15 protein-coding genes are annotated in these 17,281 nt (G+C 59.1%); 5 read left to right on the top strand and 10 right to left on the bottom strand.

Annotation, left to right across the window (positions count from 1 at the left end):
• Positions 1–53 precede the first annotated feature (53 nt).
• From AC0Z42_RS14030 to AC0Z42_RS13985, 10 genes are all read right to left on the bottom strand, one after another.
• A complete protein-coding gene (locus AC0Z42_RS14030; RefSeq protein ID WP_485468828.1) occupies positions 54–1,361 on the bottom strand; it encodes a glycosyltransferase family 4 protein in 1,308 nt (435 codons plus the stop codon).
• Positions 1,358–4,459 (bottom strand): glycosyltransferase, encoded by a 3,102-nt coding sequence (locus tag AC0Z42_RS14025; RefSeq protein ID WP_485468827.1) that lies wholly within the window; start codon positions 4,457–4,459, stop codon positions 1,358–1,360. The genes AC0Z42_RS14030 and AC0Z42_RS14025 overlap by 4 nt, the downstream gene beginning before the upstream one ends.
• Positions 4,460–4,523: 64 nt before the next feature.
• Complete coding sequence (locus tag AC0Z42_RS14020; protein ID WP_485468826.1) at positions 4,524–5,891, bottom strand: ABC transporter ATP-binding protein; 1,368 nt, start codon at positions 5,889–5,891, stop codon at positions 4,524–4,526.
• On the bottom strand, positions 5,881–6,702 hold the full coding sequence (locus AC0Z42_RS14015) for an ABC transporter permease (protein WP_485468825.1): 822 nt from the start codon (positions 6,700–6,702) through the stop codon (positions 5,881–5,883). Before AC0Z42_RS14015 ends, AC0Z42_RS14020 begins: the two co-directional genes overlap by 11 nt.
• Positions 6,702–7,247: a dTDP-4-dehydrorhamnose 3,5-epimerase gene (gene rfbC, locus AC0Z42_RS14010; RefSeq protein ID WP_485468824.1), complete on the bottom strand. Its 546-nt coding sequence runs from the start codon at positions 7,245–7,247 to the stop codon at positions 6,702–6,704. The genes AC0Z42_RS14015 and rfbC overlap by 1 nt, the downstream gene beginning before the upstream one ends.
• 17 nt (positions 7,248–7,264) lie before the next feature.
• Entirely contained in the window at positions 7,265–8,161 is an 897-nt protein-coding gene (gene rfbD, locus AC0Z42_RS14005) for a dTDP-4-dehydrorhamnose reductase (protein ID WP_485468823.1), read from the bottom strand.
• On the bottom strand, positions 8,158–9,225 hold the full coding sequence (rfbB, locus tag AC0Z42_RS14000) for a dTDP-glucose 4,6-dehydratase (RefSeq protein ID WP_485468822.1): 1,068 nt from the start codon (positions 9,223–9,225) through the stop codon (positions 8,158–8,160). The genes rfbD and rfbB overlap by 4 nt, the downstream gene beginning before the upstream one ends.
• Before the next feature lie 21 nt (positions 9,226–9,246).
• Entirely contained in the window at positions 9,247–10,029 is a 783-nt protein-coding gene (locus AC0Z42_RS13995) for a glycosyltransferase family protein (protein WP_485468821.1), read from the bottom strand.
• Between the two features lie 70 nt (positions 10,030–10,099).
• Positions 10,100–11,014 (bottom strand): glycosyltransferase family 2 protein, encoded by a 915-nt coding sequence (locus AC0Z42_RS13990; protein WP_485468820.1) that lies wholly within the window; start codon positions 11,012–11,014, stop codon positions 10,100–10,102.
• Between the two features lie 138 nt (positions 11,015–11,152).
• A complete protein-coding gene (locus tag AC0Z42_RS13985; RefSeq protein ID WP_485468819.1) occupies positions 11,153–12,742 on the bottom strand; it encodes a DEAD/DEAH box helicase in 1,590 nt (529 codons plus the stop codon).
• A gap of 348 nt (positions 12,743–13,090) precedes the next feature.
• Between AC0Z42_RS13985 and AC0Z42_RS13980 the strand changes: the two genes are divergently transcribed.
• The 5 genes from AC0Z42_RS13980 to AC0Z42_RS13960 all read left to right on the top strand — a co-directional run bounded on the left by AC0Z42_RS13980 (position 13,091) and on the right by AC0Z42_RS13960 (position 17,277).
• On the top strand, positions 13,091–13,288 hold the full coding sequence (locus tag AC0Z42_RS13980; RefSeq protein WP_485468818.1) for an oxidoreductase-like domain-containing protein: 198 nt from the start codon (positions 13,091–13,093) through the stop codon (positions 13,286–13,288).
• 253 nt (positions 13,289–13,541) lie between these two features.
• Positions 13,542–14,357 carry a Crp/Fnr family transcriptional regulator gene (locus tag AC0Z42_RS13975; RefSeq protein WP_485468817.1) on the top strand — a complete coding sequence of 272 codons (816 nt, stop codon included), beginning with the start codon at positions 13,542–13,544 and terminating at the stop codon, positions 14,355–14,357.
• 86 nt (positions 14,358–14,443) lie between these two features.
• The gene (locus AC0Z42_RS13970) at positions 14,444–14,935 is read left to right on the top strand and encodes a DUF4265 domain-containing protein (RefSeq protein WP_485468816.1); all 492 of its coding nucleotides are present in this window, start codon (positions 14,444–14,446) and stop codon (positions 14,933–14,935) included.
• A gap of 52 nt (positions 14,936–14,987) precedes the next feature.
• The gene (locus tag AC0Z42_RS13965) at positions 14,988–15,689 is read left to right on the top strand and encodes a YjjG family noncanonical pyrimidine nucleotidase (protein WP_485468815.1); all 702 of its coding nucleotides are present in this window, start codon (positions 14,988–14,990) and stop codon (positions 15,687–15,689) included.
• 145 nt (positions 15,690–15,834) lie between these two features.
• Positions 15,835–17,277, top strand: a complete 1,443-nt coding sequence (locus AC0Z42_RS13960; protein WP_485468814.1) for an ATPase domain-containing protein — start codon at positions 15,835–15,837, stop codon at positions 17,275–17,277.
• Positions 17,278–17,281: the final 4 nt, after the last annotated feature.

The following is a 17,281-nucleotide window of genomic DNA, read 5'->3' as shown; positions in this document are numbered from 1 at the left end:
CCTTGCATGGCATATGTCAAGCATGCCTAGCCAAGCCGGCCAGGGAAGTGCCATCATGATGCGGCAGGCTTCGCGGCGGCAAAGCGCAGGCCGAATGGTGTCCTGCCCTGGAATGCCACGGGGGGATTCAACATGAACTCGGCCACGGCCCCCAGGCTGGCGTCCCAGTTCGACAAGGTATGTTGAATATGGTGCGCGGCATTCTGGCGTATCGCTGCCGTTTCTTCGTAATGATCGAGCGCGTAAGCGAGCGTGGCGGCGATATTCGACGCCGTTGGCGGCGCCAGGAAACAGTTCTGACCATCCTTCAGCAGCCAGGTATTGGCTTCGTTGTAGTTGGTGACGACGGTGGAACCGCAGGCCATCAATTCAAACGGCAGATACGAGGGATGCTTCGTCATCATCATCACGAACCCCACATGGCAGCTGCGGTACAGATCGCCGGTTGCCGCGTAAGGCAACATGCCCACGCTGGTCACCATGCCACCCAGGCCATATTGCTCCGGATTCCAGCCGGTACCCGCGCAAATGATCTCCGCGCGATCGCCCTGCTCCTGCTTCAAGCGCGTCAGGGCGGCAGCGGCAAGTTCGAAGCCATTGCGCGGCGTTCCCGGACGGGCATAATAAAACAGCCTTTTCGGACCTGCCGGACGCTCGACCTTGGGCGGATAAAAAACGGTCTGGTCGATGCTGGGCTGGAGGATCACGGCGCAGCCGCCATAGTCGCGCTCATAGATTTCCTTGAGCGTCTGCGTGTTGCAGATGCCATAGAAACCGAACTGGTAGGTTAGCTCGGTTTGCGCGTAGGTGCTGCCAGCAGGATAGAAAGCCGGTTCGAAATCCTGGATCATATAAAACTTATAACCCGTGTTTTGCACGCCCAGCAAGACATACGCCGTGGTCCACAACGTGGCGACCGAATAGTCGGCGACAGGAATATCGTTGATGGCCTTGGCGGAATTGAGCACGATCACGTCAGCTTGTTCGAGCGAGGGGAAGGCGCTGACCACTTTCGCCTTCATCTCGCTGGCACTGGCATCGCCACAAATCAGGAAACGCTGTCGCATGCCCTGCAGGCGCTGCAGGCTTTCGGCCAGGCGCAGGATAGTCATTACGCCACCATAGAACGGGCTGTCGAATTGCGGCAGATACCAGTTGCAGATACGGTCCTGGACACGCGCAGCGATACGCTCGGGATGTTGTTGCGGCGTGCGCAAATGTTCTGGCGCACAATCGATGATGCGTGCCAGTTGCAGCGCATCGCGCGTGTAGCCGGCCCAAGTGGAGTCATTGAGGATGACCTCCGTGCCCAGCACACGTTTGGCTACTTTTCGAACAACGGATTTGATTACTTTTTTCATGAGTGCAACCTGAGCGGACTTACTTGATCAAAAGCGGGGTTGAAATACGGATCGTCATGGTATGGCGCGCCATCATTTGGCCATTGCGTTTCTGGCGCCTGTTTGAAGAATACCTTGGCAAAAGGATTGACCAGGCCACGCTGTCCAGTTGCCGTCAGTTCCAGGCAGAAGCGGGCAAAACCATCGGCTGGCAATACGGCATCGTTGACCTTGGCCAACGCGCTGCGCATATTACCCGCCCTCATTGCCATCGCGTACGGCGAAGCCGCACGGCTGTTGCGATACCACAATGGACCGCCGAACCATCCAAACGAGTACAGCGGGCTGCCATGGAACATCGGAGCGGACCGGTGGTCGGCGCCGACCACACGGCCCGCCTCGTAGACGGTATTGTCTGGATTCAAGACAATCGCGCTGGTCCAGGCAATTTCGCCGTGCTGTTCCACCCACGCGGTCAGTTCGGTGAGCAAGGTCTCGGAATAATCGCAGGCGCGGCCATCGAGCAATACCACCACTTGGTCTCCGTCGATATCGTCAAATACGTGTAGCGCCTGGCGCCAGTCGGGTGCATCGACGGCATTCAAGACAAACCGCCCGTCCCATCCTTGGCAGGCCTTGCCGATCTGCTCGGCATCGGCCGCGCGATACAGCACATGGATCTTGGCGAGCTGGGCAAGGTGATTGCATCGCAGCACATTCAGCGCCGCCAGCAGCTGCTCTGCGGTTCCGCTTTGATAGATGACAGCCTCGTTGGCGCAGGTCTTGGTTGGCCAGTGGATATGGAACAAGCCGTCGCGCGTCGGCATCGCCGTGGCGGACAAGCCTTTGCGGCGGAAATAATTCTGCTGTACCCGCAACTGGCCCAGCGCCGCGTACGGCTTGGCGGCAAGGCCAGTCGCCGTCGAGGTGGGCAAGATACGCCAGTGATACAGGATGGACGCAATGCGTGCCACATGGCGCGCCTGCTCGATGACGCGGAAGAAAATATCCCAATCCTGGGCGCCATCGGTTTCCTTGTGCCAGCCACCGATGTCACGGATCAGATGCGTGCGCATCACATTCAAATGCGTCAAGTAGTTTACCGAGTGCATCATCTCGGGACTCCATTCCGGCTTGAACAAGGCATTCAGGCGCACATGTCCATCGGCCGACATCGAATCTTTGTCCGAATAAATGAAGTCGGTTTCCGGCGCCGTCTGCAGCAACTTGGCCACCTCATAAAATGCCCATGGCGTCAGGGTGTCGTCATGGTCAAGCAAGGCGGCATATTCACCTTCGGCCAACGCCAGGGCCGCGTTCGAGTTACCGGAAATACCCGCGTTTTCCTGCAGGTATTCGATCTTGAAGCGCGGCTCATCGCGGACATAGTCCTGCAACCATTGCCAGCCTTCGAGGTCCTGCGAATCGGCCCAGACGATGCAGCCTTCCCAGTTGCCATACGTCTGCTCACGCAGGCAGGACAAGGTTTCAGCCAGCACATCACGCGGGACCTTATAAATGGGAATGATCACGCTGATCAGGGGGCGGTAGCTAAATCCGGCCGATTCCAGCACCTGCGCCTGCAGCGCGGCCTGATCCGGTTCGTGCTTGGCAATCCATGCTTCCAGTTGCGGATGATCGGTTTTCGCGCGCGGTGCATTGCCTTGCTCATCAGCACCACCATCGCCGGCATGCTGGTACTGCGCTGTCTTGGCAGTTCCCATGGAACGCAGGCGCATCAACGCAATCCGGCTTGCCTCTTTCGGGCCGGCGACGGCCACCTTGGTAACAAAGCGCACACCCAGCGTCACCAGCTTGCCGCGACGGCTCTGCATGGGCGCCAGCTTGCCCCGCAAACCCGTGATGCGTCGTCCCAAGCGGGCGCCGAAACTCGAGGCTTCCTGGGTCAGGCGGGACACTTCGCCGTTCAGGAAGTTACGCTGATATTCCAGGTTACCGACATGAATGTTCTGCTCGGCTAGCGCCTGGTTCGCGGCGGCCAGCTGTTTCTCGCGCTCGGCCAGCGCCTGCTGCAGTTCCAGCGCCGCAACAAGCCGGGCGTCGCCGATTTGAACGCGCGTATCGCTCAACTGTGCCTGCGCATCGATCAACTGTGCCTGCGCATCGATCAATTGTGCATGAGTATCATCCGACGCCAACTGCAACTGGCTCAACTGCTCTTGCAAGGCCGCTGACTGGCCATGGCTGGCAGCCAGTTGTCGTGCCAGGGCCTGACGGGAAAATTCGACTTCCTCGGCATAGCGCTGGGCCTGCTCGGCCGCTGTCCGCAACACCACCATTTGCTGCAGATAGCCAACGGCGTCCAGGTGAGCCGTCCGTTGCAACGCCATCTGCTGTGTCATTGCCGACCGCATTGACGGCGCCGATGGCGGCAAATATGACAACACATTGTGCGTCTGGTCCAGGGCCGTCGCATGGCTGCCGTGATACTCCTTGACATTGGAGGCGACCAGTTCTTCTTCGCCGACAATCAGACGCTCGCCGAGCACATTGTCCTGCGCCGGCGCCTTGTGAATCACACAGATCGAATTGATGAATTCGATGGAGTGAATCTGGCTCAGCAGGGTTTCATCAAAACGCACCTGGTACTGCTGCTCGAACATCGCCAGCAAATCGGCGCGCGCACGCGCAACGCCCCAGTGTTCATAATTGACGATATCGGCCAGCAGCTGGAAAAAGCGGATCGACGACGTGGGGTCGACCAGGCCACCTTCGAATTCGGACCAGTAGCTGCAATGCAAGTCCTCGGCGACAAATACGCCGCCTTGTTTCAGATATGGAAAATAGCGCACGAACGACTTGACGATATCGGACGAACGATGCGAGCCGTCATCAATAATGATGTCAAAGGCGGATGCCTGCGCAATGATGTACTGTTCAGTCTGATCCAGGTTGGCGTCAGCCGTCACCACCACCACGCGCGGATCGTCATAGCGCAGGCGAGCACATTCCGGATCGATATCGCAGCCAATGAATTTTTCCGCATCGGGAAAATAGCGGGGCCAGATTTCCATCGAGCCGCCGTTCTGGATGCCGATTTCCAGCAAGGAAACTTTTTGCGCGCGGTACGGTCCGAAGATACGGTCATACTCACGCAAGTACAGACTCCATTTGTCCGATACTTTCCCGTGATGCTCGAGGTACATCTCTCGTAAGGATTTATTATTCATTCGCAACTTTTAAGACGACATGTTCAAAAGGAATGCCCACCAGGCCCCAGCGGATCTTGCTGGAACTCACCGTCAACACCAGGATATCGTGCAAAAAGTGGTGCTGGATATTGTCATACAAGGTACCGGTGGCGGCAGAGGCCATGACCGCGTATTCGCCATTCGGCAACATCGGCAGCACAAATGTAAATTCGGCGGAAAACGCCTGGCCTGCCGCAACCGGGCTGGCCTGCAAGTCGGTAAAGGGCAGGGTGTTTTCGCCGAACAGTTCTTGCCCAAGACGATCACGCACAGTAAAGCCCAGGATCGGCTGGGGCAAATCCTGGTGGGCTTTCGCACGCACCGTCAGGCAGACCCGCTCACCGCCCTGGAAGGCGCCCTGCGCATCCGAGTCGAGTCGCTGCAGCGTCACGCCCAGCATTTCCATCACGCCCGTCTGCCAGCCTTTCGCCTGCTCGATATTGTCTTTCACCGTCACCCGCGCCTCGTAGTCGAGCAGGCGCTTGGTCTCGATCAGGGCCGATTTAGCCGGCTTGCGCTCCACCGCGCTCAGTTTGGCATCTTTGCCATAAGTTTCTTGCAAGGTATGCTGCAGATAGGCTTCCGATACCTCCTGGGAAGTGCCCACCATTTTGGATTCGCCGTGCGCGAGCCAGATGCCGTTCTGGCATAAATTCTGTACTGAACCCATGTCATGGCTGACAAACAGCAAGGTGCCGCGCTTCTGGAAGTCGCGGATATAGCGCATGCATTTCTGGGTAAACACCGCGTCCCCGACGGCCAGCGCTTCATCAATGATCAGGATGTCAGCATCGACGTGGGCGATCACGGCAAAGGCCAGGCGTACGAACATGCCGCTGGAATACACTTTGACGGGCTGCTCGATAAAATCGCCGATCTCCGCAAACGCCGCGATGTCGTCGAAACGCTGATCGATTTCTTCCTTGCGCAAGCCGAGAATGGTACCGCTCATGTAGACATTTTCGCGCCCGGTAAATTCTGGATTGAAACCTGCACCCAGTTCCAGCAAGGCGGCAACGCGCCCTCTGGTCGTGACGCTGCCTCCGGTGCTGTCCAGGGTGCCGCAGATGAGCTGCAACAAGGTGGACTTGCCTGAGCCGTTGCGGCCAATAATGGCGACCGTCTCGCCACGCCTGACCTCGAACGAGACATGTTTCAAGGCCCAGAACTCGCGAAAATACTGCTTCACTGGCTTGCCCAACAGGCGCTGCAAGCGGGGATACAGCGATTCTTTCAGCCGGTCATGCGGCTGATTGTAAATTTGATAGCACTTCGACAGATTCTTGACGCTAATGACAACATCGTTGTCCACTGCCGGTATCTGAGCATCAAAGGACATCGGCAAATCCTTTCCGTGTCTTCTGGAACCAGGCAAAGCCGGCGAAAGCGACCAGCAGGCCGGCCAGCATCATCAAGCTCCAATGCAGCAGATCTGGCGCTTTTCCAAAAATTAAACTATTACGCCCTTCTTCAATCGTGAAGGCGAGCGGATTGAACTGCATCCAGCCCTGGTATTTCGCTGGCAAACTCGATACCGGATAAACAATCGGCGAGAGGAAAAACAGGATCGAGGTAAACATGCCCATCAACTGGCCAATATCGCGCATGTAGACGCCCAAGGAAGCGAGAAACCAGCTGAAGCCCATTGTAATGAGGATCAACGGCAAAAGAATGAAGGGAAACAGCAGGGCCGTCCAGACCATCTGGTGCGCCAGTACCAGTTGCACCAGCAACAGCACACCGAGGCTGATCAAGGTATGGAAGACGGCCGACCCCAGCGCGACCCAGGGCAGCACTTCCAATGGAAAAATGACTTTCTTGACGTAGTTCACATTTGACAGGATCAAGCCGGGCGCCCGGTTGACGCATTCGGCAAACAGCCCGTGCGCGATCATGCCGACGAACAAGATGACGGCGAAGTCGGATTTGCTCTCCGTGCCACCGCTGCCCCAGCGCGATTTGAAGACCACTGAAAAGACAAAGGTATAGATCACCAGCATCAACAGCGGATTAAAAAATGACCACAGGATACCCATGACCGAACCACGGTAGCGACCGACTACCTCACGTTGAATCAGCGCTCTGATCAAACCACGATGACGCACCAGGCTGCCGGCCATCTCGCGCGGGGAAACGGAAAAATTCTGCATCAGGAAAAAACCTCGGCCGCCTTGAACGCGATGCCATTCGCATCTTTTCCTGACAATGCAGGTGCGAACTCAAGCGGCCATGCGATATTCAGATCGCTGTCGTTCCACGCAATGCTGCGCTCGAATTGCGGCGCCCAATAATCGGTGGTCTTGTACAGGAACTCGGCGCTGTCGCTGAGCACCACGAAGCCGTGGGCGAACCCTGCCGGCACCCATAGCTGTTTCTTGTTGTCGCCACTCAGGATTTCACCCACCCACTGGCCAAACGTCGGTGAACTGCGGCGCAAGTCGACCGCCACGTCAAACACGGCCCCGGACACGACACGCACCAGCTTCCCCTGCGCTTGCTGGATTTGGTAATGCAGGCCGCGCAAGACACCTTTTTCCGACCGTGAATGGTTATCCTGCACAAAATTGACCTGGCGACCGATGGCCGCTTCGAACTTGGCGTGATTGTGGCTCTCGAAGAAAAAGCCGCGGTCATCACCAAACACGGTGGGCTCGATGACAATCACGTCTGGAATCGCAAGTGGAATGGTCTTCATTAAAAAAATCTTCTCTTTTATTTTTCAAGAATTTCACTGAGCATGCGCGTCACGCCATGCTGCCATTCGGGCAGCGCGAGCGCAAATGCCGACCGCAGTTTGGCCGTATCGAGCCGGGAGTTTTTCGGCCGCACGGCAGGCGTGGGAAACGCTTCGCTGCCAACGGCGGCGATCGCCGAATCGGCCACTTTGATCGCTGCGCCAGCCTGGCGTGCGAGCTCGATCACATGGCGGGCATAGCCATGCCATGAGGTCGCGCCAGCCGCCGCCAGGTGATAGATGCCGCACAGTGCGGGCTGCGCGCGCGTGGCGCCGATGGCGTGCGCGGTCACATCGGCGATCAGGTCGGCGCCAGTCGGCGCGCCGATCTGGTCGGCGACCACGGACAATCGGTCACGCTCGCCGGCCAGGCGCAGCATGGTCCTGGCAAAATTGCCGCCGCGCGCGGCGTACACCCAGCTGGTCCGGAAAATCAGGTACTGGCAGCCGCTGCGGACAATCGCCTGTTCGCCTGCCAGCTTGGTGCTGCCGTATACGCTCAAGGGCCCGGTGGGTGCCGCTTCATCGCGCGGCGCTTCGCCACTGCCGTCAAACACATAGTCGGTCGAGTAATGGACCAGCAAGGCGCCGGTGTCAGCTGCCACCGAGGCGAGCACGCCGGGCGCCAGCGCGTTGACCGTGCGGCAGGCGTCCACATCGGTCTCGGCCTTGTCGACCGCCGTGTAGGCAGCCGCATTGACGATCACATCGGGCGCGATGGCCCGCACCGTGGCTTCGATGCCCGCCAGGTCATGGAAATTGCCACACCACTGCACGCTGTCGCTGCCCAGCGCAATCACCTCGCCCAAGGGCGCCAGGCTGCGCTGCAGTTCCCAGCCGACCTGGCCATTCTTGCCCAACAGTAAAATTTTCATGCCGTACGCTCGCCATAGTTTTTTGCCACCCAGTGTTGATAAGCTCCCGACTGCACATTGGCTACCCAGTCCTGGTGCGCAAGGTACCATTGCACCGTCTTGCGGATGCCCGTATCGAATGTTTCGGCTGGCTTCCAGCCCAGCTCGCGCTGCAACTTGCTGGCGTCGATCGCGTAGCGGCGGTCATGCCCGGGCCGGTCGGCCACATAGCTGATCTGTGCGCTGTAAGGACTGCCGTCGGCACGCGGACGCAGTTCGTCGAGCAGGGCACAGATCGTCTGCACGATCTCGATATTCGGTTTTTCGTTCCAGCCGCCCACGTTATACACTTCGCCCACGGTACCGGCGTCCAGCACGCGGCGAATCGCGCTGCAATGATCCTTCACATACAGCCAATCGCGGATCTGCTGTCCATCGCCATATACTGGCAGCGCTTTGCCTGCCAGGGCATTGACGATCATCAACGGTATCAACTTCTCGGGGAAATGATAGGGACCGTAATTATTCGAACAATTGGTGGTCAGCACTGGCAGCCCGTACGTGTGATGGTAGGCGCGCACCAGATGATCGCTGGCCGCCTTGCTGGCCGAATAAGGACTGTTCGGCTGGTAGCGGTGGGTCTCGGTAAAGGCGGGCTCGTCTTTGGCTAGTGAACCGTAGACTTCGTCGGTCGACACATGCAGCAGGCGGAACTGCTGGCGCGCATCGCCTTCGAGCGTGCTCCAGTAGGCGCGCACGGCCTCGAGCAAATGGAAGGTGCCGACGATATTTGTTTGAATGAAGTCGCCAGGACCATGGATCGAGCGATCGACATGGCTTTCGGCGGCGAAGTTGACGACGGCGCGCGGCTGGTATTGCGCGAGCAACTTTGCCATCAGCGCGGCATCGCCAATATCGCCATGCACAAACACATGGCGCGGGTCGCCGGCCAGTGTCCGCAGGGTATCGAGATTGCCTGCGTAGGTCAGGCTGTCCAGATTGATCAGTGCTTCATCCGATTGCGCCAGCCAATCCAGGACAAAATTTGCGCCGATAAAACCCGCGCCTCCCGTTACCAGTATCATCACCCGCTCCTTATATTGCAATCATCGCTTCCTGAAGAAGCGGCCAAACTGAATTTTCAAGTACACACCGGACACGAAAAACTTCATTGCACTGCCCAGATGCCACAGCAGGAACCGCAGCTTGCGGTGACTGTCGCGCTGGGCTTCGTGTATCACCCGTATCTCGGTATTGACCAGGACATGAAAGCCGGCCAAACGTGCGCGGGCACAAAAATCGACATCCTCGAAATACAAAAAATAGCGTTCGCTGAACCCGCGCAGTGCCGTATAAATATGCCGCGGCACCACTAAAAACATGCCTGCCGCCCAATCAGGAGTCAGCATGGCGCCCTGTTGCGGCACGATTTCATGCGGCAGGCGCAAATTGAAGATGCGTCCGGCCAGCTTGCGCACGAGAAGATACGGCGATGGGAAATTACGTGCGCTATCCTCGATCTCACCGGCGCCGCTGACGATCAGGGGGGCGCAAATGCAATCAGGCGACTGTTCCACCATCGCCAGCAACGCTGGGAAAGGATCCTCGATCAGCCGTATGTCAGGATTCAGGACGACAAAATGATCACTATTAGACAACATGAAGGCAGCATTATGGTTGGCGGCAAAACCCTTCGGTGACGGATTTACAATCAGATACACTTTGAAAGGCAGGGCATCAAGGTCGATCGGCAGGGCTTCGACGATATTGAGCGTCAGGATCACATCGAAGGTAGCGCCCTCGATAGCCGCCAGTTGCCGCAGCAAGGGCACGATGTAAGCCTGGTGGCCATGACTGACGATCGACAGTGAAAAATTCTGACTACTCATAAAGCAAGATCCATAGTTAAAATCGGTGCAAAAAGTGCCTCGCGCGCAAGGACCGGGCGCTGCGTGGGGCTCAGGCAGGCCCGATACCGCGCAAGCCATCGCGCACGCCGCGCAGGAAATGCTTCAGCTGCAGCTTCCTGTTTTTCTGCGTCAGCAGCAGTACGCCCTGATGCGCGATGTTAATCAATACCTCCCGCAACGCGAGCAGCATCGGCACATGCGGCAGGCGCAGCATCCAGAAGCCATTTCTGATGCGGTAGTAACGCCGCCATTCCGAATGAATCACCAGCCGCCACTTCAGGAACGGCATCGAACTGTCGCCGATCGAATGGAGCATGCAGACGGCGGGAATGGCAAATAATGCATAGCCGGCATTCACCGCCCGCAAGCACCATTCGATATCCACGTAATCGATGAAGAATTCGCTGCGCATGCCACCGACCTGGTCCATGACCGCCATGCTGGTAAAAGTGCCCGATGAAATGGCGATGGAAACGGAAATCGGCGCTGTCTCATTGCCGACAGGAATGATTTTTCGCCGCAAGCCATGCCGGTTCAACCATATCAAGGGATAAAAAAAGCCTTTTTTTTCATCCTTGAAAATAGGCGCGACCAAGGCCACTTTATGTGTTGCCGACAAGGAGACAAATGCCGCTTTCAATGGCTGTACAAACTCGTCGGTAATTACGCTGTCCTGGTCAAAATAAATCAGATAGCGCGCGCCAGCCTTGCGCGCATGGTCGATGCCGGCATTTTGCGCAAATGCGATCCCCATATTCTGCTCCAGCGCAATCAGCGTGATACGCGGGTCATGCGAGACACAGATGCGCAAAGCATCAAGATTGGCGCTGCCATTGTCGACCACGATGATGGTGTCGACCTGGCCAGCGAGAGACGAGGTCAGGCGCAGCACATGGGCCGGCGTGGCATGGTAGGTGACGATAATGGCGAACACACCCGTTTCACCAGAGACAAGCTGACTCATGAAATAATCTCAGGCTCTATACACATCGGCAGCCAGGCGCAAGCTTCGCGCATCAGCGCCTGACGATGACAGGAAGGAAGGATGCGGCAGGCGGGGCTGCCGCAAGGGGGAACCCGGCAACGGATGGCCGGGCGGATACTATTTGCTCAAGCCGCCCAATAACGCGGCCAGCTTTTGCTTCGGCTTGCTGACCGGCGTATTGACGACCGCCACCGGCGCCGCTTTTGCCGGCTCGTACGGCTTGAGGAACCACGGATCGACCTTCTCGCGGCGCGCGCCAGGGCCAAAGGCCGGGCGGCCAGGGCGCTCTGGCGGGCGGACAGACGAGCGCACGTCAGCGTCGGCGGACGAACGCGGTGGCCGCGTATCGCCTTCGGTGCGGCGTGGCGGACGACGCTCGCGGTCGCTGTCAGCGGAACGGGCCGGCGCTGGCGAGAAGCCGCCCAGGTCGCCACGCTTGACGGTTTGCTTGATCAGTTTTTCAATATCGGCCAGCAGGCGCTCGTCTTTATCGGAATAGATCGAAATCGCGTCGCCCGAGGCGCCGGCGCGGCCGGTACGGCCGATGCGGTGCACATAGTCTTCCGCGTTGTACGGCAGGTCGAAATTGATCACGCACGGCAAGTCGGAAATATCGAGGCCGCGCGCGGCCACGTCGGTTGCCACCAGCACGTCGATCTCGCCCTTCTTGAACGACTCGAGCGCGGCCATGCGTTCCTGCTGGCTCTTGTCGCCGTGGATCGCGGTGGCGCTCATGCCTTCCTGTTCCAGCACGCGGGCCAGGCGCGAGGCGCCGATTTTGGTATTCGAAAACACGATCACCTGTTTCAGGTCGCGCTGGCGCAGCAGGTGCGCCACCAGGGCGTGCTTCTGGTCTTCCGGTACTTTATAGACCACTTGCGTGACCTTGTCGGCAGTCTGGTTGCTGCGCGCCACTTCGATCGTCAGCGGATCGTTGAGGAAGGTCCCGGCCAGCTTCTTGATTTCCGGCGAGAAGGTAGCCGAGAACATCAGATTCTGGCGCTGTTTCGGCAGCAAGTTGATGATGCGCTGCAAGTCCGGCAGGAAGCCCATGTCGAGCATGCGGTCGGCTTCGTCCATCACCAGCATCTGCACCTGGCCCAGGCTGATGTTCTTCTGCTCGATATGGTCGAGCAGGCGGCCCGGCGTGGCAATGACGATTTCCACGCCACCGCGCAAAATCACCGTTTGCGGCTTCATGTCCATGCCGCCAAACACCACGGTCGAGCGCAGCGGCGTGTGCTTGGCGTAGGCCTTGACGTTTTCCGCGACCTGCACCGCCAGCTCGCGCGTGGGGGTCAGGATCAGCGCGCGCACCGGGTGGCGCGCCGGCGACATGCTGCTGCTGGCGTGCGCCAGCAGCAACTGGATGATCGGCAGCGAGAAGCCGGCCGTCTTGCCGGTACCGGTCTGCGCGGCACCCATCACGTCACGCCCTTGCAGCACCACCGGAATGGCCTGCTCCTGGATCGGTGTCGGATGTGTATAGCCCTGCTCGGTCAGCGCGCGCAGGATCTCGGGTGCCAGGCCGAAATCGGTAAAGCTGAAGGCAGCAGCGGCAACGGCGGGAGCGGGAGTAACAGCGGAGGTAACAACGGGATCGACAGCAGGCGTGGCGGTAACAGGAGGTGCTTCGGTGGCGGCGACAGGCGCCGCGGCTGGGGCGATCGCCGGATCGGGCGTAGGAGTCGTTTCGGTTTCAGACATAGTTTTCTGGTGTGCCTCCGCACTGCGGAAGCCATGCTTTCTCAATAAACAACATTTCAGGGCGCAGCAGCTACGTTTTGCAAGCCCGATGATTGTTCTTGCGGCACCTCTGTGCTCCGAGGCAGGCTGTGCGGCGAATGCGGGAGCGTCAGGAAGGTGTGCGGACGATGGCGGCGGAGATCGCGCCGGCGGAACATCGCGCGCAGAAGATACAATATCAGTGCTGTAAACGATACCCTAATTCAGCGCAACTGTACACGGAAACCGTGATTTTGCGGCAAAAACCATCCCCGCAACCATGCCTTCCCATACAGTATGATAACGGCCATTACGTCTCTCTCCACCACCATGTCCAGCCCTGCCATCCCACACGATCCACCACCAGAAGCGCCTGTCAGGCCGGGCGATGACGAGTGCTGCAACAGCGGCTGCACGTATTGCATCCTCGATATGTACCAGGAACAGCGGCTCGCCTACGAAGAAAAGCTGCGCGCCTGGCAAGCTCGCCAGCCCGCCCCGGACCAGCGGCAGCAGCGCAACGCTTAACCCGACGCCACACTGCAGGCCACAAGCCGCGCGCCATCACGGCACGCGGCGGCCTTGCCACGTCCGTAATAGGCGACGTAGGAATGGGATGACACGGGGCAATGTTCCTAGCCTACATAAGCGCGTCGGCTCATCCGATGCCGCCGGCTGCACCTTCGTCCTATAGTGGAGTCATTGCAGAACACAACGCAGCACAGAATACAAAACAACAGTAACAACGCCAATCAACAAGATCAGAAGACGAGGCCATATCATGTACAAAGCTTATAGCAACCTGTCCCCAGCCGTCACCAGCACCACCGCCAACCGCGACTGGAGCACAGCGCCCGCCAAAGCACCCGCCTCGCCCATGATCAGCATCACCGGCGCCCAGCAGAACGAACTGCTGCGCGCCCTGTCGCGCACCGACCTGGAACGCCTGTTCTGCCAGCTTGAACTGGTGGCCCTGCCTGCCGGCAAGCACCTGTTCGATTTCGGCGACAAGATCGAATACACCTACTTCCCTACCAACGCCATCGTTTCCCTGCTGTATGTGATGGAAGACGGCGCCACCACCGAGATCGCCGTGGTCGGCCGTGAAGGCGTGGCAGGCGTGACCTTGTATGAAGCCGAACGCGCCACCTGCACCGCTGTCGTGCAAAGCGCCGGCTACGGTTACCGCCTGAAAACCGCTTTCCTGCGTGAAGTCTTCAACGAAGGCGGCGCCCTGGCCCAATTGCTGATGCGCTACACCAGCGCCATGTTTGCCCAGATGGCGCAGAACGTCGTTGGCGGCCGTCACTGCAGCATCGAACAGAAACTGTGCCGCTGGTTGCTGGACCGCCTGGACCGCTCGCTGTCGAACGAATTGAAAGTTACACAAGACACCATGGCCAACATGCTGGGCGTGCGCCGCGAAAGCATTACCGTCACCGCCCGCAAGCTGCAGGACGAAGGCCTGATCCAGTACCGCCGCGGCACCGTCGAGGTGCTGGACCGCGCCGGCCTGGAAGTGGCTGCAGGCAATTGCTACAAGGCAGCGCGCGCCGGTTTCGAACAATTTCGCAGCAGCATCAGCGCCTACAACTGATCTCTGCGTCCCGCATCTCCCTTGAAGCACGCTGCGGCGTGCTTTTTTTCGCCTGTACAATCGTGGCCTTAATCACGAAAGGCACCATGGACGACTACAACTGCGAGGACCTGCCGCATATCCGCGTACTGGCCGGCGAGAACGAAAACGGCCCCGTCTACGAATCGCTGCCGGCGCGCCAGATCGACGACGATGTCTACGAACTGCTGTCCTCGCCAGGGCTGACCCTGAACCTGGCGCGCGGCGACATCGTCAGCATCAAGGACCCCGGGGCGCCTGCCGAAGTGCTGACACGCGGCGGCAACTTCTGCATCCAGATCTATGCCGATCAGGTGCCCGACGAAGCGGTGGCAAAGCTCGAACGCGAGGTACAGCAACAACTGGGCGGCACCCTGGATGGCCAATTCGAGGGCAACCTGACGTTCAGCGTGCCGGGCCGGCATGGCATCTACCACGTCAACGGCCCATTCGACGCCTTCCGCGAGGCGACCGGCGTGGAATGGTATTTCGCCAATATCTACGCCAACCTCGATGACGACGATGACGAGACCTTGCTGAACTGGTGGGCGGCGCCCTGAACACCAAAGCCGTCCATGCTAGGATGCACCATTAATCTTGCCATGCACATCCATGAAGCACACTCTTTTCCTGTTCGACCTCGACGATACTTTGCTCGACTTCAAGGCCTCCGAAAACCTGTCGTTTGTCCGCACCATGCACGCGCTGGGCGTGGCCGGCGCCACCGGAACACTGTTTGGCCACTACCAGCCCATCAATGTGGCGCTGTGGCGCGCCTTCGAGCAAGGCACCGTCACCAAGGACTTCCTGAAAGTCGAGCGTTTCCGCCAGACCTTCCTGGCCGCCGGCCTGGTGCTGGACCCTGAACTGGCCAGCCGGATCTACCTCGAATCGCTGTCGGACACGGTGGTGCTGATCGATGGCGCGATCGAACTGTGCGCCAGCCTGGCCGCCGTCGGCGAAGTGGGCATCATCACCAACGGCGTCGAAACCATCCAGAACCGCCGCATCGCCAGTTCCGGACTGCAGCAACACATCTCATTTATGGCAACCTCGGAAGCGTGCGGCCACGCCAAGCCCGATGTGCGCTTTTTCGAGTATGCCATGCGGATGGCGCGGCCCGTCAGCAAAGACCAGGCCATCATTATCGGCGACCGGCTCGACGCCGATATTCTTGGCGCGAACCGCTTTGGCATCGACAGCTGCTGGTTCAATCCGGAACAAATGGCCAATACCTCGCTGGCGGTGCCCACCTTCGAGGTCGCCAGCCTGCAGCAGATTGCCACGGCATTAAAAAACCTGGCAATGGTGTGAGTCCAGTACGGAAACGGCAGTTGCACGGCGCCCACCTTGCTATAATCGCCAGCATAGATTACCTGCCTTTTTAAACGCTCCACCAGCCAGCGATCGCTGTAAGCGGGACCGCCTCGACCGGTCCGAAGTCCACGATGAGATTGACATGACCACCAGAACCAACCCGGCAGTGCGCATACCCTTGTTGAATACCGGCGTGGCCGGCATGGATCACATCCTGGGCGGCGGTTTCCCATCGCACAGCCTGTATCTGATCCAGGGCCTGGCCGGCAGCGGCAAGACCACCCTGGCCTGCCAGATCGGCTTTCACCACGCACACCAGGGCAAGAAGGTGCTGATCCTGACCCTGATCGCGGAAACCCATGACAAGATGCTCAATCACCTGAGCAGCTTTTCATTCTTCGACGAAACCCTGGTGGGCGAACGCATCCTGTTTATTGGCGCATATCCCGACCTGCTCAAGGGCGGCCTGCGCGAACTGCTGAAATCCATCGCCACGACCCTGGCCGAACAACGCCCCGACATCATGATCATCGACGGTTTTCGCACCGTGCGCGACGCCAAGCCGTCCGACGTCGCGCTGTCCGAATTCATGCTCTCGCTCAATTCGCTCGTCTCGACCATGCAGTGCACCACCTTCCTGCTGTCGCCGACCGAAGGCAATGTGGCCGATTCGGAAAACACCCTGGTCGACGGCTTGATCGAACTGAGCCAGTTCGAGCATGGCTTGCAGCTGGTCCGCGAAATCAAGGTCTTCAAGTTGCGTGGCAGCAAGCACTTGCTGGGCCGCCATGTATTCGAAGTGGGCGAAGACGGCCTGGTGATGTATCCGCGCCTCGAAGCGATCAGCTCGACCTCGGGCGCCGCGCCCGGCATCTCGCGCCAGCGCCTGGGCTTCGGCATCCAGGGCATCGATGAACTGACACTGGGCGGCATCGCCAAAGGTTCGACCACGGCGCTGCTGGGCAATCCCGGCGTGGGCAAGACCCTGATGGGCCTGCACTTTATCCACGAAGGCCTGCTGCGTGGCGAACACTGCCTGATCGCCGGCTTTTATGAATCGCCGTCGCGGCTGATCGAAAAGGCCGCCAGCGTCGGCATCGACCTGCAACCCTACCACGACAACGGCACCCTGCAGGTGATCTGGCATCCGCCGCTGGAAGTGCTGGTCGACCGCCTGGCCCAGCAAGTGCTGCGCAATATTGCCGAACGCGCCGTGACGCGGCTACTCGTCGACGGCATCGATGGCTTGCGCGACATTATTGTGCACGATGGCCGTTCGCGCTCTTTCCTGGCGGCGTTTGTGAACGAACTGCGCTGCAGCAACGTGACCACTTTCTTCACGCAGGAACTGCCCTACTTCGGCCAGGACCAGTTGCATGGCGATATGTCGGCATCGATGTTGTTTGAAAATATCATCCTGCTGCGCTTCGTCGACGTCGACGGCATCAACCGGCGCCAGATCGGCGTGTTGAAACTGCGCGAAAACAGCTACGACGCGGCCAACCACGTCCTGTCCATCAGCGATAGCGGCATGACGGTAAAAGCGGCCATTGCCGGTCCGGTCGTGCCGGATATCGCGCTATAGCGAG

The sequence above is a fragment of the Janthinobacterium sp. 1L-D-8-B-C4 genome, assembly GCF_057291295.1.
Note: the sequence above shows the minus strand (reverse complement) of the source record. Positions and strands in the feature narration are given on the sequence as shown.